The organism is Azospirillum oryzae, assembly GCF_008364795.1.
Lineage (GTDB): Bacteria > Pseudomonadota > Alphaproteobacteria > Azospirillales > Azospirillaceae > Azospirillum > Azospirillum oryzae.
The window spans coordinates 275,119-292,425 of sequence record NZ_VTTM01000003.1; the positions used below are offsets into that span (position 1 = coordinate 275,119).

General features: G+C 69.6%; 8 protein-coding genes. All 8 read right to left on the reverse strand.

What is annotated here, in order from left to right; translation table 11 throughout:
* Positions 1 to 277 precede the first annotated feature (277 nt).
* On the reverse strand, positions 278 to 1,450 hold the full coding sequence (locus tag FZ938_RS12800; protein ID WP_246457272.1) for an ABC transporter permease: 1,173 nt from the start codon (positions 1,448 to 1,450) through the stop codon (positions 278 to 280).
* Positions 1,451 to 1,491: 41 nt separating this feature from the next.
* Positions 1,492 to 2,523, reverse strand: coding sequence for an ABC transporter permease (locus tag FZ938_RS12805; RefSeq protein ID WP_149198872.1), 1,032 nt, complete (start codon positions 2,521 to 2,523; stop codon positions 1,492 to 1,494).
* Positions 2,524 to 2,529: 6 nt separating this feature from the next.
* The gene (locus FZ938_RS12810; protein WP_149198873.1) at positions 2,530 to 4,461 is read right to left on the reverse strand and encodes an ABC transporter substrate-binding protein; all 1,932 of its coding nucleotides are present in this window, start codon (positions 4,459 to 4,461) and stop codon (positions 2,530 to 2,532) included.
* 239 nt (positions 4,462 to 4,700) lie between these two features.
* On the reverse strand, positions 4,701 to 6,449 hold the full coding sequence (locus FZ938_RS12820) for an ABC transporter ATP-binding protein (RefSeq protein ID WP_149198874.1): 1,749 nt from the start codon (positions 6,447 to 6,449) through the stop codon (positions 4,701 to 4,703).
* Positions 6,450 to 6,482: 33 nt separating this feature from the next.
* Entirely contained in the window at positions 6,483 to 9,707 is a 3,225-nt protein-coding gene (locus FZ938_RS12825) for an ABC transporter transmembrane domain-containing protein (RefSeq protein WP_246457273.1), read from the reverse strand.
* Between the two features lie 107 nt (positions 9,708 to 9,814).
* On the reverse strand, positions 9,815 to 10,336 hold the full coding sequence (locus FZ938_RS12830; RefSeq protein ID WP_149198875.1) for a class I SAM-dependent methyltransferase: 522 nt from the start codon (positions 10,334 to 10,336) through the stop codon (positions 9,815 to 9,817).
* Positions 10,337 to 10,487: 151 nt separating this feature from the next.
* Complete coding sequence (gene hmgA / locus FZ938_RS12835) at positions 10,488 to 11,792, reverse strand: homogentisate 1,2-dioxygenase (RefSeq protein ID WP_149198876.1); 1,305 nt, start codon at positions 11,790 to 11,792, stop codon at positions 10,488 to 10,490.
* A gap of 272 nt (positions 11,793 to 12,064) precedes the next feature.
* Entirely contained in the window at positions 12,065 to 17,296 is a 5,232-nt protein-coding gene (locus FZ938_RS12840) for a two-partner secretion domain-containing protein (RefSeq protein ID WP_246457274.1), read from the reverse strand.
* Positions 17,297 to 17,307: the final 11 nt, after the last annotated feature.

Sequence of the window (17,307 nt, forward strand, 5' to 3'; positions counted from 1 at the left end):
CGGACACTCCGCTTCAGCACTGCGTCGGAACCGAAAAGCCGTTGCAGAACAGTTCACTGTACTCGTCTGAGGACCGGCTCGGTCCCGGTGGTTGCGCGTCTGGTCCAGATGCCGGCAGCAGCGCTCCAGCCTGGATAGAACCCCTCACATGGATCGCGCCGCGCATCAACCCGCCTTCCGGCCAGGAGACGGCAACCCAGCTATGCACTGTGATATATGAGTTAAGGCCAAGCTCACGCTTGGTGAGGCCCGCCGTTTCGAGCGTCGCTTCTGGGGGTCAGTCGCCATGATAGGGATCCAGGGCGTCGCGCAGGCCGTCGCCGAAGAAGTTGAAGGACAAGACTACCAGGATCACCGGCAGCATCGGCAATGACACCCAAGGATAGGTTTCCACCGCCATCAGGTTCTGGGCGTCGTTCAGCATCACCCCCCAGCTGGTCGCCGGCGGGCGCAGGCCGAGCCCCAGGAAGGACAGCGCCGTCTCGCCCAGGATCATCGCCGGGATCGACAGGGTGGCGCTGGCCAACAGGTGGCTGGCGAAGTTGGGCAGCAGGTGGCGGCGGATGATGCGGGCCGGGCTGGCGCCCATCAGCTCCGCCGCCATGACGAAATCCTCCTCGCGGAGCGCCAGGAAGCGGGAGCGCACGGCGCGGGCAAGCGACGGCCAGTCGAGCAGGCCGAGGATGACGGAGATGCAGAGGAACACCGTCACCGGCGACCATTGCGCCGGCACCGCGGCGGACAGCGCCAGCCACAGCGGCAGCTCCGGCAGGGATTTCAGGATTTCCGACAGGCGCTGTACCCCGGCGTCGATCCAGCCGCCGAAATAGCCCGCCATGCCGCCCAGCGTGATGCCGATGGCGAAGGACACGGCGATGCCCAGCAGCCCGACGGTCAGCGACAGCTGCGCCCCGATGGCGAGGCGGGAGAGCATGTCGCGGCCCAGCCGGTCGGTGCCGAGCAGATGCAGCGAGGCATCCGGCGGCGGACAGACCAGCCGCATCCGCAGTTCTGCCAGACCCAGGAAGCGGTAGGGCGCGCCGGGGCAGAAGAACCGGAGCGGCATCGGCCGGCTGGTGTCGGTCTCGTAGCGCCAGCGATAGTCCTTCAGGTCGGGATGGCCGATGGTCGGGTAGACGAAGGGGCCGATGAAGGTGCCCTCGTGGAACAGGTGGACGCCCTGCGGCGGGGCGTAGAGATGCTCCACGTCGCGTTCGTTGGCGCCGTAGGGCACCAGGAAATCGACGAAAGGCAGGCTGAGATAGGACAGGCCGAGGAACAGCGCCCCCAGCACCGCCAGCCGGTGGCGCAGGAAGCGGCGCAGCATCAGCCGCCCGGCCGAGGCGCCCGGATCGAAGCGGGTGGCCGGGGCGTCGGGCGCCTCCGGATCGGGATAGGGCCGGCTGTCGACGTAATGCTCCCAGCCGCCGTTCATGACCGGGCCTTTCATGCCCGGGTGTTCCGTGCCCGGACCCTTCATGGCCTCGTCTTTCACGATTGCGCCTTCCTCGCCTTGCCCAGGCGGATGCGGGGATCGAGCAGGGCGAGCGCGATGTCGGAGACCAGCATGCCGACCAGCACCAGCAGCGAGATGAACATCAGGATGAAGCCGGACAGGAAGATGTCCTGCGCCCGCAACGCCTCCAGCAGGGCCGGGCCGATGGTCGGCAGGCTGAGCACGACGGAGATCAGCACCGATCCCGACACCAGCGACGGCAGCAGCGAACCGATGTCGGACACGAAGGGGTTCAGCGCCATGCGCAGCGGATAGCGGGTCAGCCGGCGCAGCGGCGGCACGCCCTTGGCCTTGGCGGTGACGACATAGGGCTTGCCCAGCTCGTCCAGCAGGTTGGCGCGCAGGCGGCGCACCATGGCGGCGGTGCCGGACAGGCCGATGACGATGGTCGGCACGATCAGGTGCTCCAGCACCGAGCCGATCTTGGCCCAGCTGAGCGCCTGATCCTCGTAGCGGGCGTCGACCAGCCCGCCGATCGGCAGTCCCAGCCATTTCTGGCCGTAATAGAGCAGGATCAGCGCCAGCAGGAAATTCGGCGTCGCCAGACCGATGTAACCGACGGCGGCGGCGAGGTAATCGACCCAGCTGTTGGCGCGGATCGCCGCCAGCGCCCCCAGCGGGAAGGACACCAGATAGACGAACAGAACGGCGGCGAGGTTGAGGATGACGGTGAACCACAGCGTCTCCCCCACCACCTCCGCCACCGGCTTGTTGAACTCGAAGGACCAGCCGAGATCGCCCTGCAGCAGGCCGTGGAAGCCGTTCGGCCCCGGCCAGACGCCGATCCAGACCAGATATTGCTCCGCCAACGGGCGGTCGAGCGCGTATTCGTGGCGCAGGAACTCCGCCTTCGCCAGACCGGCCTCCTGGCCGGTGGCGCGCAGTTCGGCGATCTGGTTGGACAGATAGTCGCCGGGGGGCAGGTTGATGACGATGAAGATCAGCATCGACACCACGACCAGCGTCGGCACCATCACCAGCAGCCGGTGCAGGATGAAGCGCAGCATGGGCGGTCACTCCCCCCCGCGGTGGCTGCCGGCCGGCTCCGGATCGGCCGGGCGGGCGTCGGCGAAATAGAACTCGTCGGGGCGGTAGACGCCGAGATAGGCGCCGGGATCCCACAGCCACAGCCCCTTGTCCGGGACGTTGCGCAGGCGGTTGCTGACCGCGATGGGCTGCGGCGTCTTCGACACCACGCCGATGGCGAAGAGCTGGTCGGCATGGATGTCGAGCAGCGCCGACCACAGGGCCCGGCGTTCCGTCTCGTCGGTGGTGTGGCGCCAGCGGCGGGCCAGCTCCATCAGCTCCCGCGGAATCGGCATGTCGATGGGTTCACCGGCGCTGCCGGAGGTCTGGTAATACTGCCCCCATTTCGGCCAGCTGAAATTCTCCTGGGTCATCGGCGCCAGCTCCTCCGGGCTGCTGTCGGGGTCCGGGATGCCGTTGTCCCAGCCGCCCCACACCGCCATCATCGTCTGGCCGGCATAGACCCGGTTGCGCAGAACGTCGCGGTCCACCGTGCGCACCAGCAGCCGGATGCCGATGTCGCGCCAGGTCTCGGCGATGATCTGCAGCGCGTCGGCCACCTCCGGCTTCTCGCCGGCGGTCTCGACGATCACCTCCAGCGGCCGGCCGTCGGGAAGCCGGCGGTAGGCGGCGCCGCGCGGGCGCTTCAGCCCCATCCCGTCCAGCAGGGCCGCCGCTTGGCGCGGGTCGTAGCCGGTCCACACCCCGGTGCGTTCCGGCTTGTAGAGCGGGCTGCGCGGCAGCACGTCGACGCCGCTTTCCTGCGCCAGCCCGAAGAAGAGCGAACGGTTGATGATGCGGCGGTCGATGCCCATCGACAGGGCGCGGCGGAAGCGGACGTCGCGCAGCACGGCGCGCCAGACCGGATCGTTGTAGTTCAGGTTGGGATAGAGCGCGATCTCCGCCGCCTTGCCCTCCGGCCACAGCAGGGTGCGGTAGTCGCCCTGCCGCTCCCCCGACACCAGCACCGGCACCTGGGAGAAGGTCAGCCCTTCGGCCTGGAGGTCGGCCTTGCCGGTGGCGACCTGGGCCGGGATCAGCCCGCCGGCCATCACCGTCACGTCCAGCCCGTCGGTGTAGGGCAGCTGCATGCCGCGGGCGTCGAAGCGGTGGTAATAGGGGTTGCGCTGGAACAGCAGATGGGTGCCGGTGCCCTTGGAGATCGCCATCCAGGGCTGCAGCGTCGGCTCGTCCGGGTTCTCCATCCGGAACATGTCGTCGCGGGCGTTGTGCAGAGCCGCCCAGTTGCGGACCTTGTATTTGGCGATCAGCGGGGCGAGGTCGGCATCGCTGGTGTAGCGGGCGTGGAAGCGCTTCAGGTAATGGGCCGGGCGGTAGATGAAGGGCGGCCGGGCGGCGGCCAGCGCCGGGAGGAAATAGGGGTTCGGCTCGTCCCAGCGGAAGCGGGCGGTGACCGCGTCGGGGAAGCTGACCTCCGGCGGCTTGCCGTCCACCAGCATGAAGCGCGGCGGGCCGGAGGGCGACAGCATCGGGTTGTTGGCGATGTCCTCCCACCAATAGCGGATGTCGTCGCTGGTGAATGGGGCACCGTCGGACCAGCGGTGGCCGGCCCGCAGGGTCAGGGTGAAGTCGCGGCCGTCATGGACCGTCACGTCCTTCAGGATGTCGGGGACGATCTCCCGCGTCTCGGTGTAGCCGACCAGCCGGGCATAGCCGTAGAGCACGGCGATGCGGCTGTTGCGCCGCTGGGTGATGAAGGTGCGGATCCAGCCGCCGGAGCGGCCGAGGTCGCGGCCCTTCGCCTCCAGATCGACGATCAGCGGCTCGTCCGGCATGCGCTGGCGCACCGGCGGGATCAGGCCGTAGACGACCTCGTCGCGCAGGAGGGTGGGCTCCTGCGGGGTGAAGGCGGCGGCGGGAGTGGCGAGGAGGAGGGTGATGAGGAGGGTTGCGACCACCCGGAGCTTTTCCCCTCTCCCCCCCGCTCTCGCGCAAACTTCGTTTGCGCTGACGCGACAGGCGGACCTGTGGTCCGCCGAAAGCGGGGAGAGGGTCAGGGTGAGGGGGATGCATTGCAGGATTTTCGCGAGCATCCCGCCGCGCGTCCCCCTCACCCTTCCCACCGCAGAGCGGTGGGCCCCTTCCCTCTCCCCGGGGGGGAGAGGGTGAGAGGCTCCGGCGCCGCAAAAGTGCTTGGTCATGCCGCCCGCCTCACGAAATGTCCGGGCGCCGCTTCCACCAGCGGGGGCGGGGCGCCGTCGGGGGTGGGGCGGAAGGGTTCGGGCCAGAGGTCGGGGCGGCCGGCGCCCAAGGCCACGGTGGCGATGTCGATCGGACGGTCGACGTCCGGCTCCGGCGAGGCGGCGATCAGCGCGCGGGTGTAGGGGTGCAGCGGAGCGGAGAACAGGAGGGCGGGCGGCGCCTCCTCCATCACCCGGCCGGCGCGCATCACCGCGACGCGGTCGGCCAGCCGCGCCACCACCGCCAGATCGTGCGAGATGAACATCAGGCTGAGGCCGAGCCGCTGCTTGATCGATTCCAGGAGGTCGAGCACCTGCGCCTGCACCGACACGTCGAGCGCCGAGGTCGGCTCGTCGCAGATCAGCAGCTGCGGGTCGAGGGCGAGCGCACGGGCGATGCCGATGCGCTGGCGCTGGCCGCCGGAGAAGGCATGCGGATAGCGGTTGGTCCAGGCGGGATCGAGGCCGACCTGCGCCATCAGCGCCCGCACCCGCTCGCGCCCCTCTCCGCGGCCGCAGACGCCGTGGATCGCCAGCGGCTCGGCGATGATCTCGCCGACGCTCATGCGGGGACTGAGGGAGGCATAGGGGTCCTGGAACACCATCTGGGCACGGCGGCGGTAGGCGGTCAGCTCCGGCCCGGTGGCGGAAAGGAGGTCGAGCGGCGGTTCCCCGGCGGATGCCCGGAACAGCAGGCGGCCACCGGGATCCGGCCGCTCCGCCAGCATGGCCAGCCGCGCCAGCGTCGTCTTGCCTGATCCTGACTCGCCGACGATGGCCAGCGTCTCGCCGCGGCCGACCGACAGGTCGACGCCGTCCAGCGCGCGGATACGCTGGTTGCCGCGCTCGTAGGTCTTGGCGACGCCGTGGAATTCCAGGATGGCGTCGCGCACGTCCTCGCCCGGCGGCGCGCAGGTCATCGCGGGGATGGAGGGGGCGGCGGCCATCAGCTTGCGGGTGTAGCCGTGCAGCGGCCGGCCGAGAACGTCGGCGCAAGCCCCCGATTCCATCACCCGGCCGGCGCGCATCACCACCACGGCATCGGCCATGTTGGCGACCACGCCCAGATCGTGGGTGACCAGCAGCACCGCCATGCCGGTCTCGGCCTGCAGCTCCTTGATGAGGGCCAGCACCTGGGCCTGCAGGGTGACGTCGAGCGCGGTGGTCGGCTCGTCGGCGATCAGCAGCTGCGGGCGGGCGACCATCGCCATGGCGATCATCGCGCGCTGGCGCAGGCCCCCCGACAGCTGGAACGGATAGGAGCGGAAGGCGCGCACCGGATCGGGGAAGCCGACGCGGTCGAACATGGCGAGGCAGCGTTCGCGCGCACCGGTCCTGTTGCAGTTGCCGTGCAGCCGCAGCACCTCGATCGTCTGGTCGCCGATGGTGTGGAGCGGCGACAGCGCGCTCATCGGTTCCTGGAAGATCATCGCGATGCGGCTGCCGCGGATGTCGCGCAGGCGGGACGCCGGCAGGCGCAGCAGATCGACCGCCTCTGCACCCTGGCCGAACAGGATCGAGCCGCCGGTGACCGTCGCCCCGCGCGGCAGGATGCCGAGGATGCTGCGGCAGGTCAGCGTCTTGCCCGATCCGGACTCGCCGACCAGCGCGACGCTCTGCCCGGCGCCGATGGAAAAGCCGACGCCGTCGACCACCGGGCGGGGGGCGTTGCGGAAGCGGATCGTCAGGCCTTCGACGGTCAGCATCTTGGTGTCTCCAGGCTCATCGCATCCCTTGCCTCACCCCTCACCCTTCCCAAGCTCCGCCTGGCCCCCGAAGTCGCTCGCAAGTCTCGCGACTGCATTCCGCCTGGGATCGCCTTCGGCGTTCGCCCGGCCTGCGGCCGTCGGCTCCATGCCCTCTTCCCGGGGCGGGAGAGGAGTTTGGGTCGCAGGAGGCGGGACGGCCGGCGCTTCGCTGGTCAGGCGCTTGCCGACCTGCTGGATCACCCGCAGCGGCAAATCCGGCACCGACGACAGCAGCCGCAGCATGTTCGCCCCGTCCAGCCGCAGCAGACGCAGGTCGGTGCGGGCACGGATGGTGGAGAAGCGGCGGACGCCGGCCAGAAGCTCCAGATCGCCGATCACCTCGGGCGGCTTGATGTAGGCGATGTGCAGCGGCGGCTGGTTGTCCGGCATCAGCCGCACCAGCTCCGCCTCGCCTTCCGCCAGGACGAAGGTGAATTCCGACTGCTCGCCGCTGCGGTAGATGAAATCGCCGGCCGCCACCGTGCGCCATTCCGACGCCGTCAGCAGGCGGCGCAGAACCGTTTCCGGCAGGTCGGAGAAGACGGGGGAGCGCGACAGCAGGCGCAGGGCCGGCTCGTCGGTCTCCTCCGCCTCGCCCGGCATGGTGTCCTCGTCGTGGTCGGCGCCATGCTGGCCGCGCCGGACCAGCCGGCCGTCCTCCAGGTCGTAGAGCGCGTCGAAGGCCGGGTTGTCGGCGATCCGCTCCTCCAGCACGATCAGGGTCATGGTCGGCAGCAGTTCCTTCATGCGCAGGAAGATGCGCAGCCGCTCCTCCGGATCGTAGCTGTTGAGCGCCTGATAGATGACGAAGATGTCGGGCTTCTTCATCAGGCCGCGGATCAGCTGCACCCGCTGGCGCACGCTGATCGGCAGCAGCGAGCCGCCGATGCCAACCTCGCCCAGCGCCACCAGGATCAGCACGAAGGCGCGCGCGTCGGTCCGCTCCAGCGCCTCGTCCACCAGTGCCCGCAGCTGGGTGATGGCGCGCGGATCCTCCGTCGTGATGCGGCCGAACAGCAGATTGTCCATCACGTTCAGGCGCGGGTGGTAGAGGTCGGGATCGAAGACGGCGACCTTGTCGCGCAGCTCGTAAGGCATCTCGTTCAGCAGGCTGTGGCGGATCGCCATGATCGCCTCGCGCTCCGCCGGGGGCACGAAGTCCATTCCGTCGCGCTTGGGCACGATCATCAGGAACATGGTGGCGAACAGCAGGGTGTCCGCCTCCTGATGGCGGCGCTGCGGCCGTTCGGAGCGGCGCTTCAGCCGGGTGACCGCCTCCACCAGCTCCTCGAACAGGGAGTCGTCGATGTGCGGGTAGCGCATGATCATGACGTCGCCGTCGGCGCTGTCGCGATAGACGCCGACCACCCGCATGGCGAAGCGGCGGCCGATGCGGACGGCGGAGTCCCACAGCCCGTAGGTCTCCATCAGCTCGCGGACGGTCGGGTTGCAGACCATGCGGGCGACCGTCAGCCGCTTGCCGTCCGGCAGGCCGAACAGCATGTTCTCCGCAAGGCTGGCGTAGGGGTTGAAGCAATCGCGCTCGAAGCGGGCCAGCAGCTTGTCCATCCCGCGTTCGGTGATGGCGTCGCGCAGCCAGTGGCGGGCGCGCAGCAGCGGCTGGGCGACGAAGGGGTAGTCGTCGGGATCGAACACCTCGCGCAGGCCGCGCTGGTAGACGGCGGTCTCGCCGCCGGTCGCCGCCAGGCATTGCATGAACCAGGGCCGCAGGCTGGTCCAGTCGGTGGCGCCGATCATGCCGAAGTCGGTCCAGATCCCCTCCATGCTGTCGGTGGAGTTGCCCGACGCCTCGGCCTCCACGATCTCGCGCCGGCGGGCGGGCGACATGCTGTCCGGATCGTCGGCCGGCGGGCGGTGGCGCAGCCCGTAGGTGATGTTCTGCATCATGCTGCCGGTGAACATGCGCGGCTCGGGGCTGGCATAGGCCATGCGGCGTCCCAGCAGTTCCAGCGGGATGGTTTCCAGCGACAGGTCGCCGATGGTGATCCGGCCGGATGTCGGCGGCGACAGCCGCACCAGCACCTCGGCCAGACGGCGCAGCGCCAGCGCGTTGGTGCCGGCGATGCCGACCAGCGAGCCCGGCGGCACCTCCAGCGACAGGCGCTGCAGCATGCGGTCGCCATATTCGTTGGCCCAGGTCACCGCCTCCAGCCGCAAGGGGGCCTTGAGGTCGGCGGGGGTGGCGGGCGTCGGCGGCGTCCACTCGAACAGGAAGGGGGGCGAGAACTGGTCGGCGATCTGCTCGTACTTGATCTGGGCGTCGATCATGTTCTGGTAATAGTCGAGCAGCTCCTTCCAGGGGGCGGTCAGGTCCTTGAAGGCGGAGAGTGCCGCCACCAGCGCACCGATGGACATGTTTCCATGCAGGACCAGATAACCGCCGATGGAGAACAGGAAGAAGGGGGTAATCTGGTTGATGAAGTTGTTCAGGAACTTGACGAAATACTTGCGCTTGTAGATCTCAAGGCGGATCCAGTAGATGCTGCCGAGATACTGGGAAAATTCCGCCAGCACGTAGCGGACGGTGCCGTTGACGCGGACCTCGCGGACGTTCTCCACGCTTTCGCCGATGCGTTCGGACAGCTGGCGGACCTTGCGCACCCGCTCCTTGCCCAGCAGCTTCACCTTCATCTGAAGCTTCGGGATGATGTAGGCCTGCACCGGGATCAGCGCGACCGACACCAGACCGATGGTCGGCTGCTGGATGAACAGGAACAGCAGGATGGTCAGCATCGTGCCGCCCTGGTAGAGCGGCTGGGCGAAGGAATCGCCGATGAAGCCGGCCAGCGGTTCGGTCTCCGCCGAGATGGTGGAGATCAGCTCTCCCTGGCTGACCTTGGAGAAATGCGGCAGCGGGAAGCGCAGCATGCGGTCCAGCAGCATGAAGCGCAGGCGCCGCACCTGCCGTTCGCCGACCACGCCCTTGAAGGTGTTGATCCGCATCTTGAAGGCGCCGTTGGCCAGCACCAGCGCCAGGAAGGTGAAGCACAGCACCAGCAGATAGGTCACCGGCCCCATGGCGACGCCGAGGATCTCGCGCACCGGCTGGGGATCGGACAAGGCCCGGTTGATGATGATCTTCGGCAGTTCAAGCGAGGCGTAGAGCACCGGGAAGGACGCGACCGTCAACAGGGCGAGCAGGATCTGCTGGCGTCCGCTGTGCTTCCAAATGAACTGAAATATGTTGCGGTCCATCAATGGCCTTCAGCGTCGCGGCCGGTGAGGGCCGCAGGGGTCGCGCGCGGGGATGAAGGACGGAAGATTGGCGTCGGCCGGGCCATTTTCCACTGATGACGCTCCGCTCAGCCTTCGACCGCCCAGGCGTGATAGGTCCAGCGTTCGTCCCGCGGCAGGGGGAGCGGGGTCCAGTTGGGACGTTCCAGCGGCCGGTCGGACAGCACGACGCCGCCGGGCAGCATCAGCGCGTCGATCAGCGGCGCCAGCCATGCCGCCTGTCTGGCGTCATGAGTGCGGTCGGTGCTGCCGAAATCGGCATGGGCCAGCCGGGCGCAGCGGCCGAAGCGTTCGGCGGCGGCCGGCATCGTCTCCTGGAAATCGCCGACGAACAGGCGGTCCTGGTCCGGTGTCAGTTCCGGCGGCACGCGTACCCACATGTCGAAGACCAGGATGTCGCGCGGCGGGAACAGGTGGCGCAGATGGTCGAAGGTGCGGCCCTTGCCCAACCCGACCTCCAGCACCATGCCGTCGCGCCCGGCGACCGCGCGCTGCGCCCAGGCCAGCGCGTTGCGCTGTACCGTCATCCGGTCGATCATCCGGTCGAGCAGCGACCGGCTTTCCGCACCATCACCAAATTCGGCCGCCATCGGCCCCCTCCCCTCGCCAAGCGCACGAACGGCACGGCAGCAGTGTGAAAGGCTGCGCGCGCGCCGTCGAGACAAAACGTCGCATGGCGGGGGCCGGCGGGTGCGCCTTCCCTGGTTTCAGCCCGGTTTCTGGCCCGGTTTCTGGCCCGGCTTACGGCCGGTTCGGGTCGAAGCGCTTCGCCAGCCCCTGCCAGCAGCGGTAATAATCGTGCTGAAGCTCGGCAGTTTCCAGTGCGTGCCGCGTCGGACGGATGACGGCGCGCGTTTCGAACATGAAGGCCATGGTGTCGGCGACCCGCTGGGGCCGGGCGGTGTCGGCGGATGTCGCCTTGGCGAAGGTCTCCGCATCGGGGCCATGGCCGCTCATGCAGTTGTGCAGGGAGGCGCCGCCGGGCAGGAAGCCCTCCTCCTTCGCGTCGTAGACGCCATGGATCAGGCCCATGAACTCGCTGGCGATGTTGCGGTGGAACCAGGGCGGGCGGAAGGTGTCCTCCTGCACCAGCCAGCGCGGCGGGAAGATGACGAAGTCGATGCTGTCGACGCCGGGGGTGTCGCTGGGCGATTGCAGCACCAGGAAGATCGACGGGTCGGGATGGTCGAAGCTGATCGAGCCGATGGTGTTGAAGCGGCGCAGGTCGTATTTGCAGGGCGCGTGGTTGCCGTGCCAAGCCACCACGTCCAGCGGCGAATGGTCGATGCGGGCGGTCCACAGGGCGCCGTCGAACTTCGCCACCAGTTCGAAATCGCCGTCGACATCCTCGTACCAGGCGTCGGGCGTCAGGAAGTCGCGCGGGTTGGCCAGCCCGTTGGAGCCGATGGGGCCGAGGTCCGGCAGGCGGAAGGGCGCGCCGAAATTCTCGCAGACATAGCCGCGCGCGGTGCCGTCGAGCAGTTCCACCCGGAAGCGCAGGCCGCGGGGGATCAGGGCGATCTCCTGCGGTTCGACCTCCAGCACGCCGAGCTCGGTGTAGAGGCGCAGGCGGCCCTGCTGCGGCACGATCAGCAGCTCGCCGTCGGCATCGTAGAAGAAGCGGCCCTGCATCGACCGGTTGGCGGTGTAGAGATGGATGCCGCAACCGGTCTGTGCCTGCGGTCCGCCGTTGCCGCCCATGGTGGTGAGGCCGGCGACGAAGTCGGTGGCCATGTCCGGCATCGGCGGCGGGTTCCAGCGCAGCTGGGTCGGCGGCGCCGGCACCTCGTCGAAGCGGCTGGTCAGGCGGCCGGACTCCAGCGGCCGGAAGGGTTCATGCACCACCGCCGGGCGGATGCGGTACAGCCAGGAACGGCGGTTGTGGGCGCGCGGCGCGGTGAAGGCGGTGCCGCTGATCTGTTCGGCATAGAGGCCGTAGGGCGGGCGTTGCGGCGAGTTCCGGCCGACGGGCAAGGCGCCGGGCAGCGCCTCCGTCGCGAACTCGTTGCCGAAGCCGGACTGGTAGGTGAAGGCGGGGGACGTCATGCGGGCAGCTCCCTGATCCGGGGGATGCGGCCGGCGTGGGCGCCGGGCGCGACCATTTGTCGCTCATATAGTTTCTTTTGAAACTATGCGCCAGGGGAAAATTGTGAGTTGTCGCTGCGCGTGCCCCCTCCCTAACCCTCCCCCGCTATCGCGGGAGAGGGAACTCCGCCGCTTCGCGACTGATCTACGCCGACAAGCGTTCTACCCCCTCTCCCACCGAAGGTGGGGGAGGGATGGGGAGGGGGCCTCCGCAGCAACCTCCCCTCCCCATCTCAGTTCATGGCGCGATCCGGCAGGTCCAGGATGAAGTCGCCGCCTTCGTCGTAGCCGGCGGTGCGGATCACGCCATATTGCGGGGTCTGCGGCGCTTCGCTGGTCACGTCCTGGCGGACTTCCTGATAGAGCGCATAGCCGTTGCTGTCCTTCGGCAGGCCCAGCACCCGCTTCTTCAGGGCCACCGCGAAGGGGGAATTCACCTCGCCGTCGGCGACCGGCTCGTCGCCGCCCGACGACAGCGCCATGACGGAGCGGCGCTGCCGGATCTCCTGCTCGCTGGCGAGGCGGCTGGCGTCGATCTTCTGTTCCTTGGTGAAGGCGCCGGAATAGCAGCTGTCCGACACCACCATCACATGCTTGGCCGGCATGCGGCTGAGGAAGCGGCCGATGTCGTTGTTGGACACCCAGTTGCGGGCGCTGGTCGTCTCCGCATCGGCCGGCAGCCAATAGCCGGTGCCGGTCTCCGCCAGTTCGTAGCCGTGGCCGGCGTAATAGACCATCACCTGATCCTGCTCGCCGACCTCGCGGCCGAGCTTGCGCAGAGCCTCGCCGATCTGCGCCTTGGTCGGGTTGCGCAGGGTCCGGGTCTCGTAGCCGAGATGGTCGTTCAACGCCTGCGCCACCGCCTTGATGTCGGCGCCGGGCGTGGATAGGGCCGGGATGGCGCCGTCGCGGTAGCTGTCGACCGCGATCATCAGGGCGATCTTGCGCGGCTTCGGCGGGGCGGCGGGATCGGGGGCGGCCGCAGCGCTGTCGATGGCGATGCGCTGCTCGGTCGTCTTGCCGGCCTCGTCGGTCATGGTCAGGGTGGCTTCGGTCGCCCCCGGCTCCACCGGGATGCTGGTGCGGAACTGGCCCTTCTCGTCGATGAAGACCCAGCGGCCGTTCACCCGCGCCTCCGCCAGGTTGGCGCTGTCGGCGACGATGCCGCGCAGGGTCATGCTGCCGCCGCGGGTGCGGCCGCCGCGCGCCTGCTGCAGGCTGGGCGGGGCCGAGGCGGCGGTCGGCCGGCCGAACATGTCCGCCGCCCGCGGATTCGCCACCAGCTGCCGCAGCGCGCCGGAGAAAGCCTGGGTGCGCTGCTCGCGCTCCACCCGCTGCACCATGGCGAGGTAGGTGCGGGCGACCTGGGGCGGCAGGTTGGCCTGGGTCACCGCGGCGCGCACCTGGGCATAGCCGCCGGGCTGGCCGGACGCGCTGTTCTGCAGGATGCCGCCGACCCGCACCGCCACCGGGTCGTTGCTGGCGGTCAGGCCGCCGATCAGGGTGGGGACGGGAACGCTGGCCAGCACCGCGCGCTGTTCCGGCAGCGAGAGGCCGCCGGTCGAAAGACTCGTCACCGCCTGGACCATGCCGCCGCTGCCGGCCGCCTGGATGAGGGTGCCGGCAGCCGCCTGCACCGGCGGCGAGGCGAGAAGCTGCGGCCCCGGTTGCGACAGGGTGGCGCCGGAGGCGTAGGCCTGCGTCGCCTCCGCCGTGAAGGTGACGGAGCGTCCGGACGGCAGCACCACCGTCGCCGGTGCGGGCGCGGGTGGCGGTGGAGGCGGAGGCGGAGAGGTCGGGCCGTTGCCGGCCGGCTGGGTGCCGTCGGAGGTCTGGCCGCCTTGCCCGGTCCCTTGCCCGGTCCCTTGTGCAGTCCCCTGCCCTGCCCCTTGCTCCAGCGCTGCCAGGAAGGTCTGCGGGGTGGTCGCGGTGGTCGGGGAGCCGGTCGTGGCGACCGTGGCTGTGGTGCCGGTCGTGGTGCCGGTCGCCGCCGTGGTCGAGCCGGTGGCCGTCGTCCCCGTCGGGTTGGACGCGATCTGCGCCACCGTCTGCAGCACCGTCTGCACGGAACTGCTGCCGGTCACGGTGGACTGGTTGGTCGACGTCGTGTCCGTCGTGCCGGTTCCGCCGGTGGTCGTCCCGCCGGTGGTCGTCCCGGTCGTGTCGGTGCCGGTGGTTGGCGTACCGGTTCCGTCTCCGTTGTCGGTGCCGGGGGTGGTCGGCGTCGTGGGCGTGGTCGGCGTGGTCGGTGTCGTCGGTGTCGTCGGGTCATCCGTAATCGGGGGCGTCACCGGCGGTGTGACCGGGGGCGTTACCGGCGGAGGGGGAGGCGGCGGTGGCGGTGGAGGGGGTGGCGGCGGAGGAGGGGGCGGCGGGGAGCTGGTGACCACCACGTCCCCGTTGTTGTACAGCGCCATCGCCTTTTCGCCGGTTCCGGCGGTGCCCTGAAGGCTCGCCTCTCCGCCGCCCGCGGCGATGCGGATGCTGCCGTCGGTGTCGGCATCGAGGCCGATGCCGGCGACCTCGTAGGTGACGGCCGACGTGCCGCCCTTGCCGATGATGGCGATACCGCCGGACGAGGTGATCGTCGCCGTGCCGTGGAGCTTCACGCCCCAGGCCTCGTCGGCATCCACCTGGGCGGCGTCGCCGTCGATCAGGACGGCGTCGGAGGCGGTGGACTCGGAGCGGATCAGCGGGTTGCCGTTGTAGCCGGTGGCGATCAGCACGCCGGCATTCCAGCCATAGTTGGACACCGCCTTGCCGCGGATGGCGATCTTGCCGGTGCCGGAGAGAAGCTCGCTGGTCCCGGTGATGGCGACGCCGTGCCCCTCGCTGTCGTAATCGGATCCCTCGCCGCGGATGGAGATGGCGCCGCCGCCGGAGTCCAGCGTGGCATCTTCGATCGTCACGCCGGCCGCGTAGTCCCAATCGCCCTTGGCCGCCTCCTGCGTCGGGTCGCTGCCGCCGCCCAGGGTGATGGCGCCGCCCGATGTCGTGATGCGGCTGGAGAGCAGGCGGACGGCCCCGCCCGACTGTCCGACGTTGCTGTCGAGCGTTACCGCCGAGCCGCCGGTCATGATGGTGCTGTCCGACAGGGCGACGGTTTTGGCGGCCTTGAGCGTCACGGCGCCGTCGGAATAGAGGCTGGTGCCGTAGTCGAGCAGCAGATTGCCGCCGGATTCGAAGGTGATCCCGGCGGCGTTGGAGATCTCCGCACCGTTCAGCACGATGTCGCCGTCGGAGTTCTCGCCGCTCCGGATGGTGATGGGGCCGTTGCCCACCAGCACGGTGATGGTGGAGGTGCCATCGATGTTGACGGCGTCGCTGCCGATGCTGCTTTCGCCGCCACCTTCCGTACCGGTGATCTGAACGGCGCCGCCCGCGGTCTGCAGCACGGAGTCGGCGATCACGACGCCGCCATTGCCGCCGTAATAGATGCCGTTGCCGCCCTTCCCGTTCAGGGTGATGGCGCCGGTCGTGGTCGCGAGACGGCTGTTGTAGAGCGAGATGCCGTGGTTGCCCTCGCCGTTGTTCTCGCCGCCCTCGCCATTGATCAGGATGGCCCCGGCGCCCGTGCTGACGGTGGCATAGCTGAAGGCGGCACCGACGCGGATGTCCGACGGGGAATAGCCGCCATACATGCCGATCGCCGGCTTCTGCGTCGGGTCCGACCCGCCGCCGACGATGAAGGCGCCACCGTTGGTGTCGATGGTGACGGACTTGGCGGAGGTCCCGGTCACCTGGACCACGCCCTTGCCGGACCCGGTGGCGGAATTCAGCGTGACGCTCAGCGCGCCGGCGGTGGAGGTGATGCTCTCGAACACATAGATGTTGCGGTAGGCTTGCAGCGTCAGCGAGGCGTCGCCGCCGGACGATTTCAGGATGGGCTGGTCGACGGTGATGTCGCCGGCCTCGGACCCGGTCGTGTCGGTTTGCAGCGTGACGCTGGTGCCGCTGTTCAGCGAGGCCTGGATCTCGGTGGCGGTGATGGTGCCGCCGGTGTCGGCCACGATGATGTTGGTCGGGTCGAGCAGCCAGGAACCGCCCTTCCCTGCCGCTGCCCCTCCCCTGGCCCCCGCATCGACCCTGCCCCGCACATGCAGCGACAGCTTGCCGGAGGTTTCGACGAAGCCGCCGTCGCCGCCGGCCGCGCCGCCGCGGGCGGAGACGGTGCCGTCGAAACGGGTGGAGTTGTCGGCCCACACCACCACCTTGCCGCCCCTGCCCGCCTGCGTGGCGTCGGCCGTGATGGTGGCGCCCGGGGCCACCACGGTGTCGGTTGAGGGCGGCACCGGCTTGCGCGCCGGTCGGATGTTGTAGCCGGCCAGCGTGGCGGCGGACGCCTTGCCGCCCTGCACGTCGCCGCCGATCAGCACCTCCCCGCCCCCGGCCGGACCGGAGGCGTCGATGCGCGCCGTGGCCGCCACGGTCGTGCGGTTGCCTGACACGGTGACGGAGCCGCCGGTTTGGCCGGGGCTGTTGCCGCCGGCGTCGATCTTGCCGGAGACCTCGACCTCGCCGCCGTCGCCGAGCAGGACGATGTCGCCGCCCTGCTGCTCCACCCGGCGCGCCTGCACGGTGCCGGACATGTTGACGACGCGGTCGACCAGCCCCTTGGCGGCGCTTGCCGTCATCTGCACCCGGCCGCCGTCGGCGAAGATCCTGCCGCTGTTGCTGACCAGCGCATCCACCGGCTTGCCGTTGGCGCCGACGGGGCGCGCGTCGGTTTTCGCGTCCACCGCGATGTTGATCTTCTGGTCGCCGAACAGGTCGACGACGAAGCGCTTGCCCGAGGCCAGCGAAACCTCGCCCAGCCGGGCCTGGATGGTGCCGCGGTTGGCGACGCCGGGGGCGACCAGCGCCGCCAGCCCGGCCTCTGCCACCGTGATGGTGCCCTCATTCTCCACCGTCGCGGTGGAGCCGGCGCGGCCCTCGAACTTGTAGCGGCCGGCCATGAAGTCGTCGTTGCGGATATCGTGGGTGGTGGCGAGCAGCCCGCCGACATCGACCTGGGCGTTCGGCCCGAACAGGATGCCGTTGGGGTTGACCAGCCAGACCTGCCCGTTGGCGGTCAACCGCCCCAGGATCGCCGACGGGTCGGGGCCGGTGACGCGGTTGAGCGTGATGGAGCCGGCGTCGGGTTGCTGGAAATTGGTGTGTTCGCCCTCACGGATGCCGAAGCGCTGCCAGTCGATCACCGCCCTGGAGGTCGACTGGATGATGTCGAGCCGGCCGGGCGCGGTCGCCTGGATGGTGGCGGTGCCGTCGGTGACCACGCCGCCTTCGGGATTGGCCAGGGCCGGGAGGGGCAGGGCCAGAGGGAGGCCCAGAGCGAAGGAGGTGATCGCGGCGACGATCGCGAAACGGGCCGCCCCAGCCAGTGCCGTGCTGTGGCGCAACGCTGTGCGGTGCCGGGCCTTGCCGCGCCGTCCCGCCGTCCCGCCGAACACCCGTGATACCCGCATCGCCGATCCAA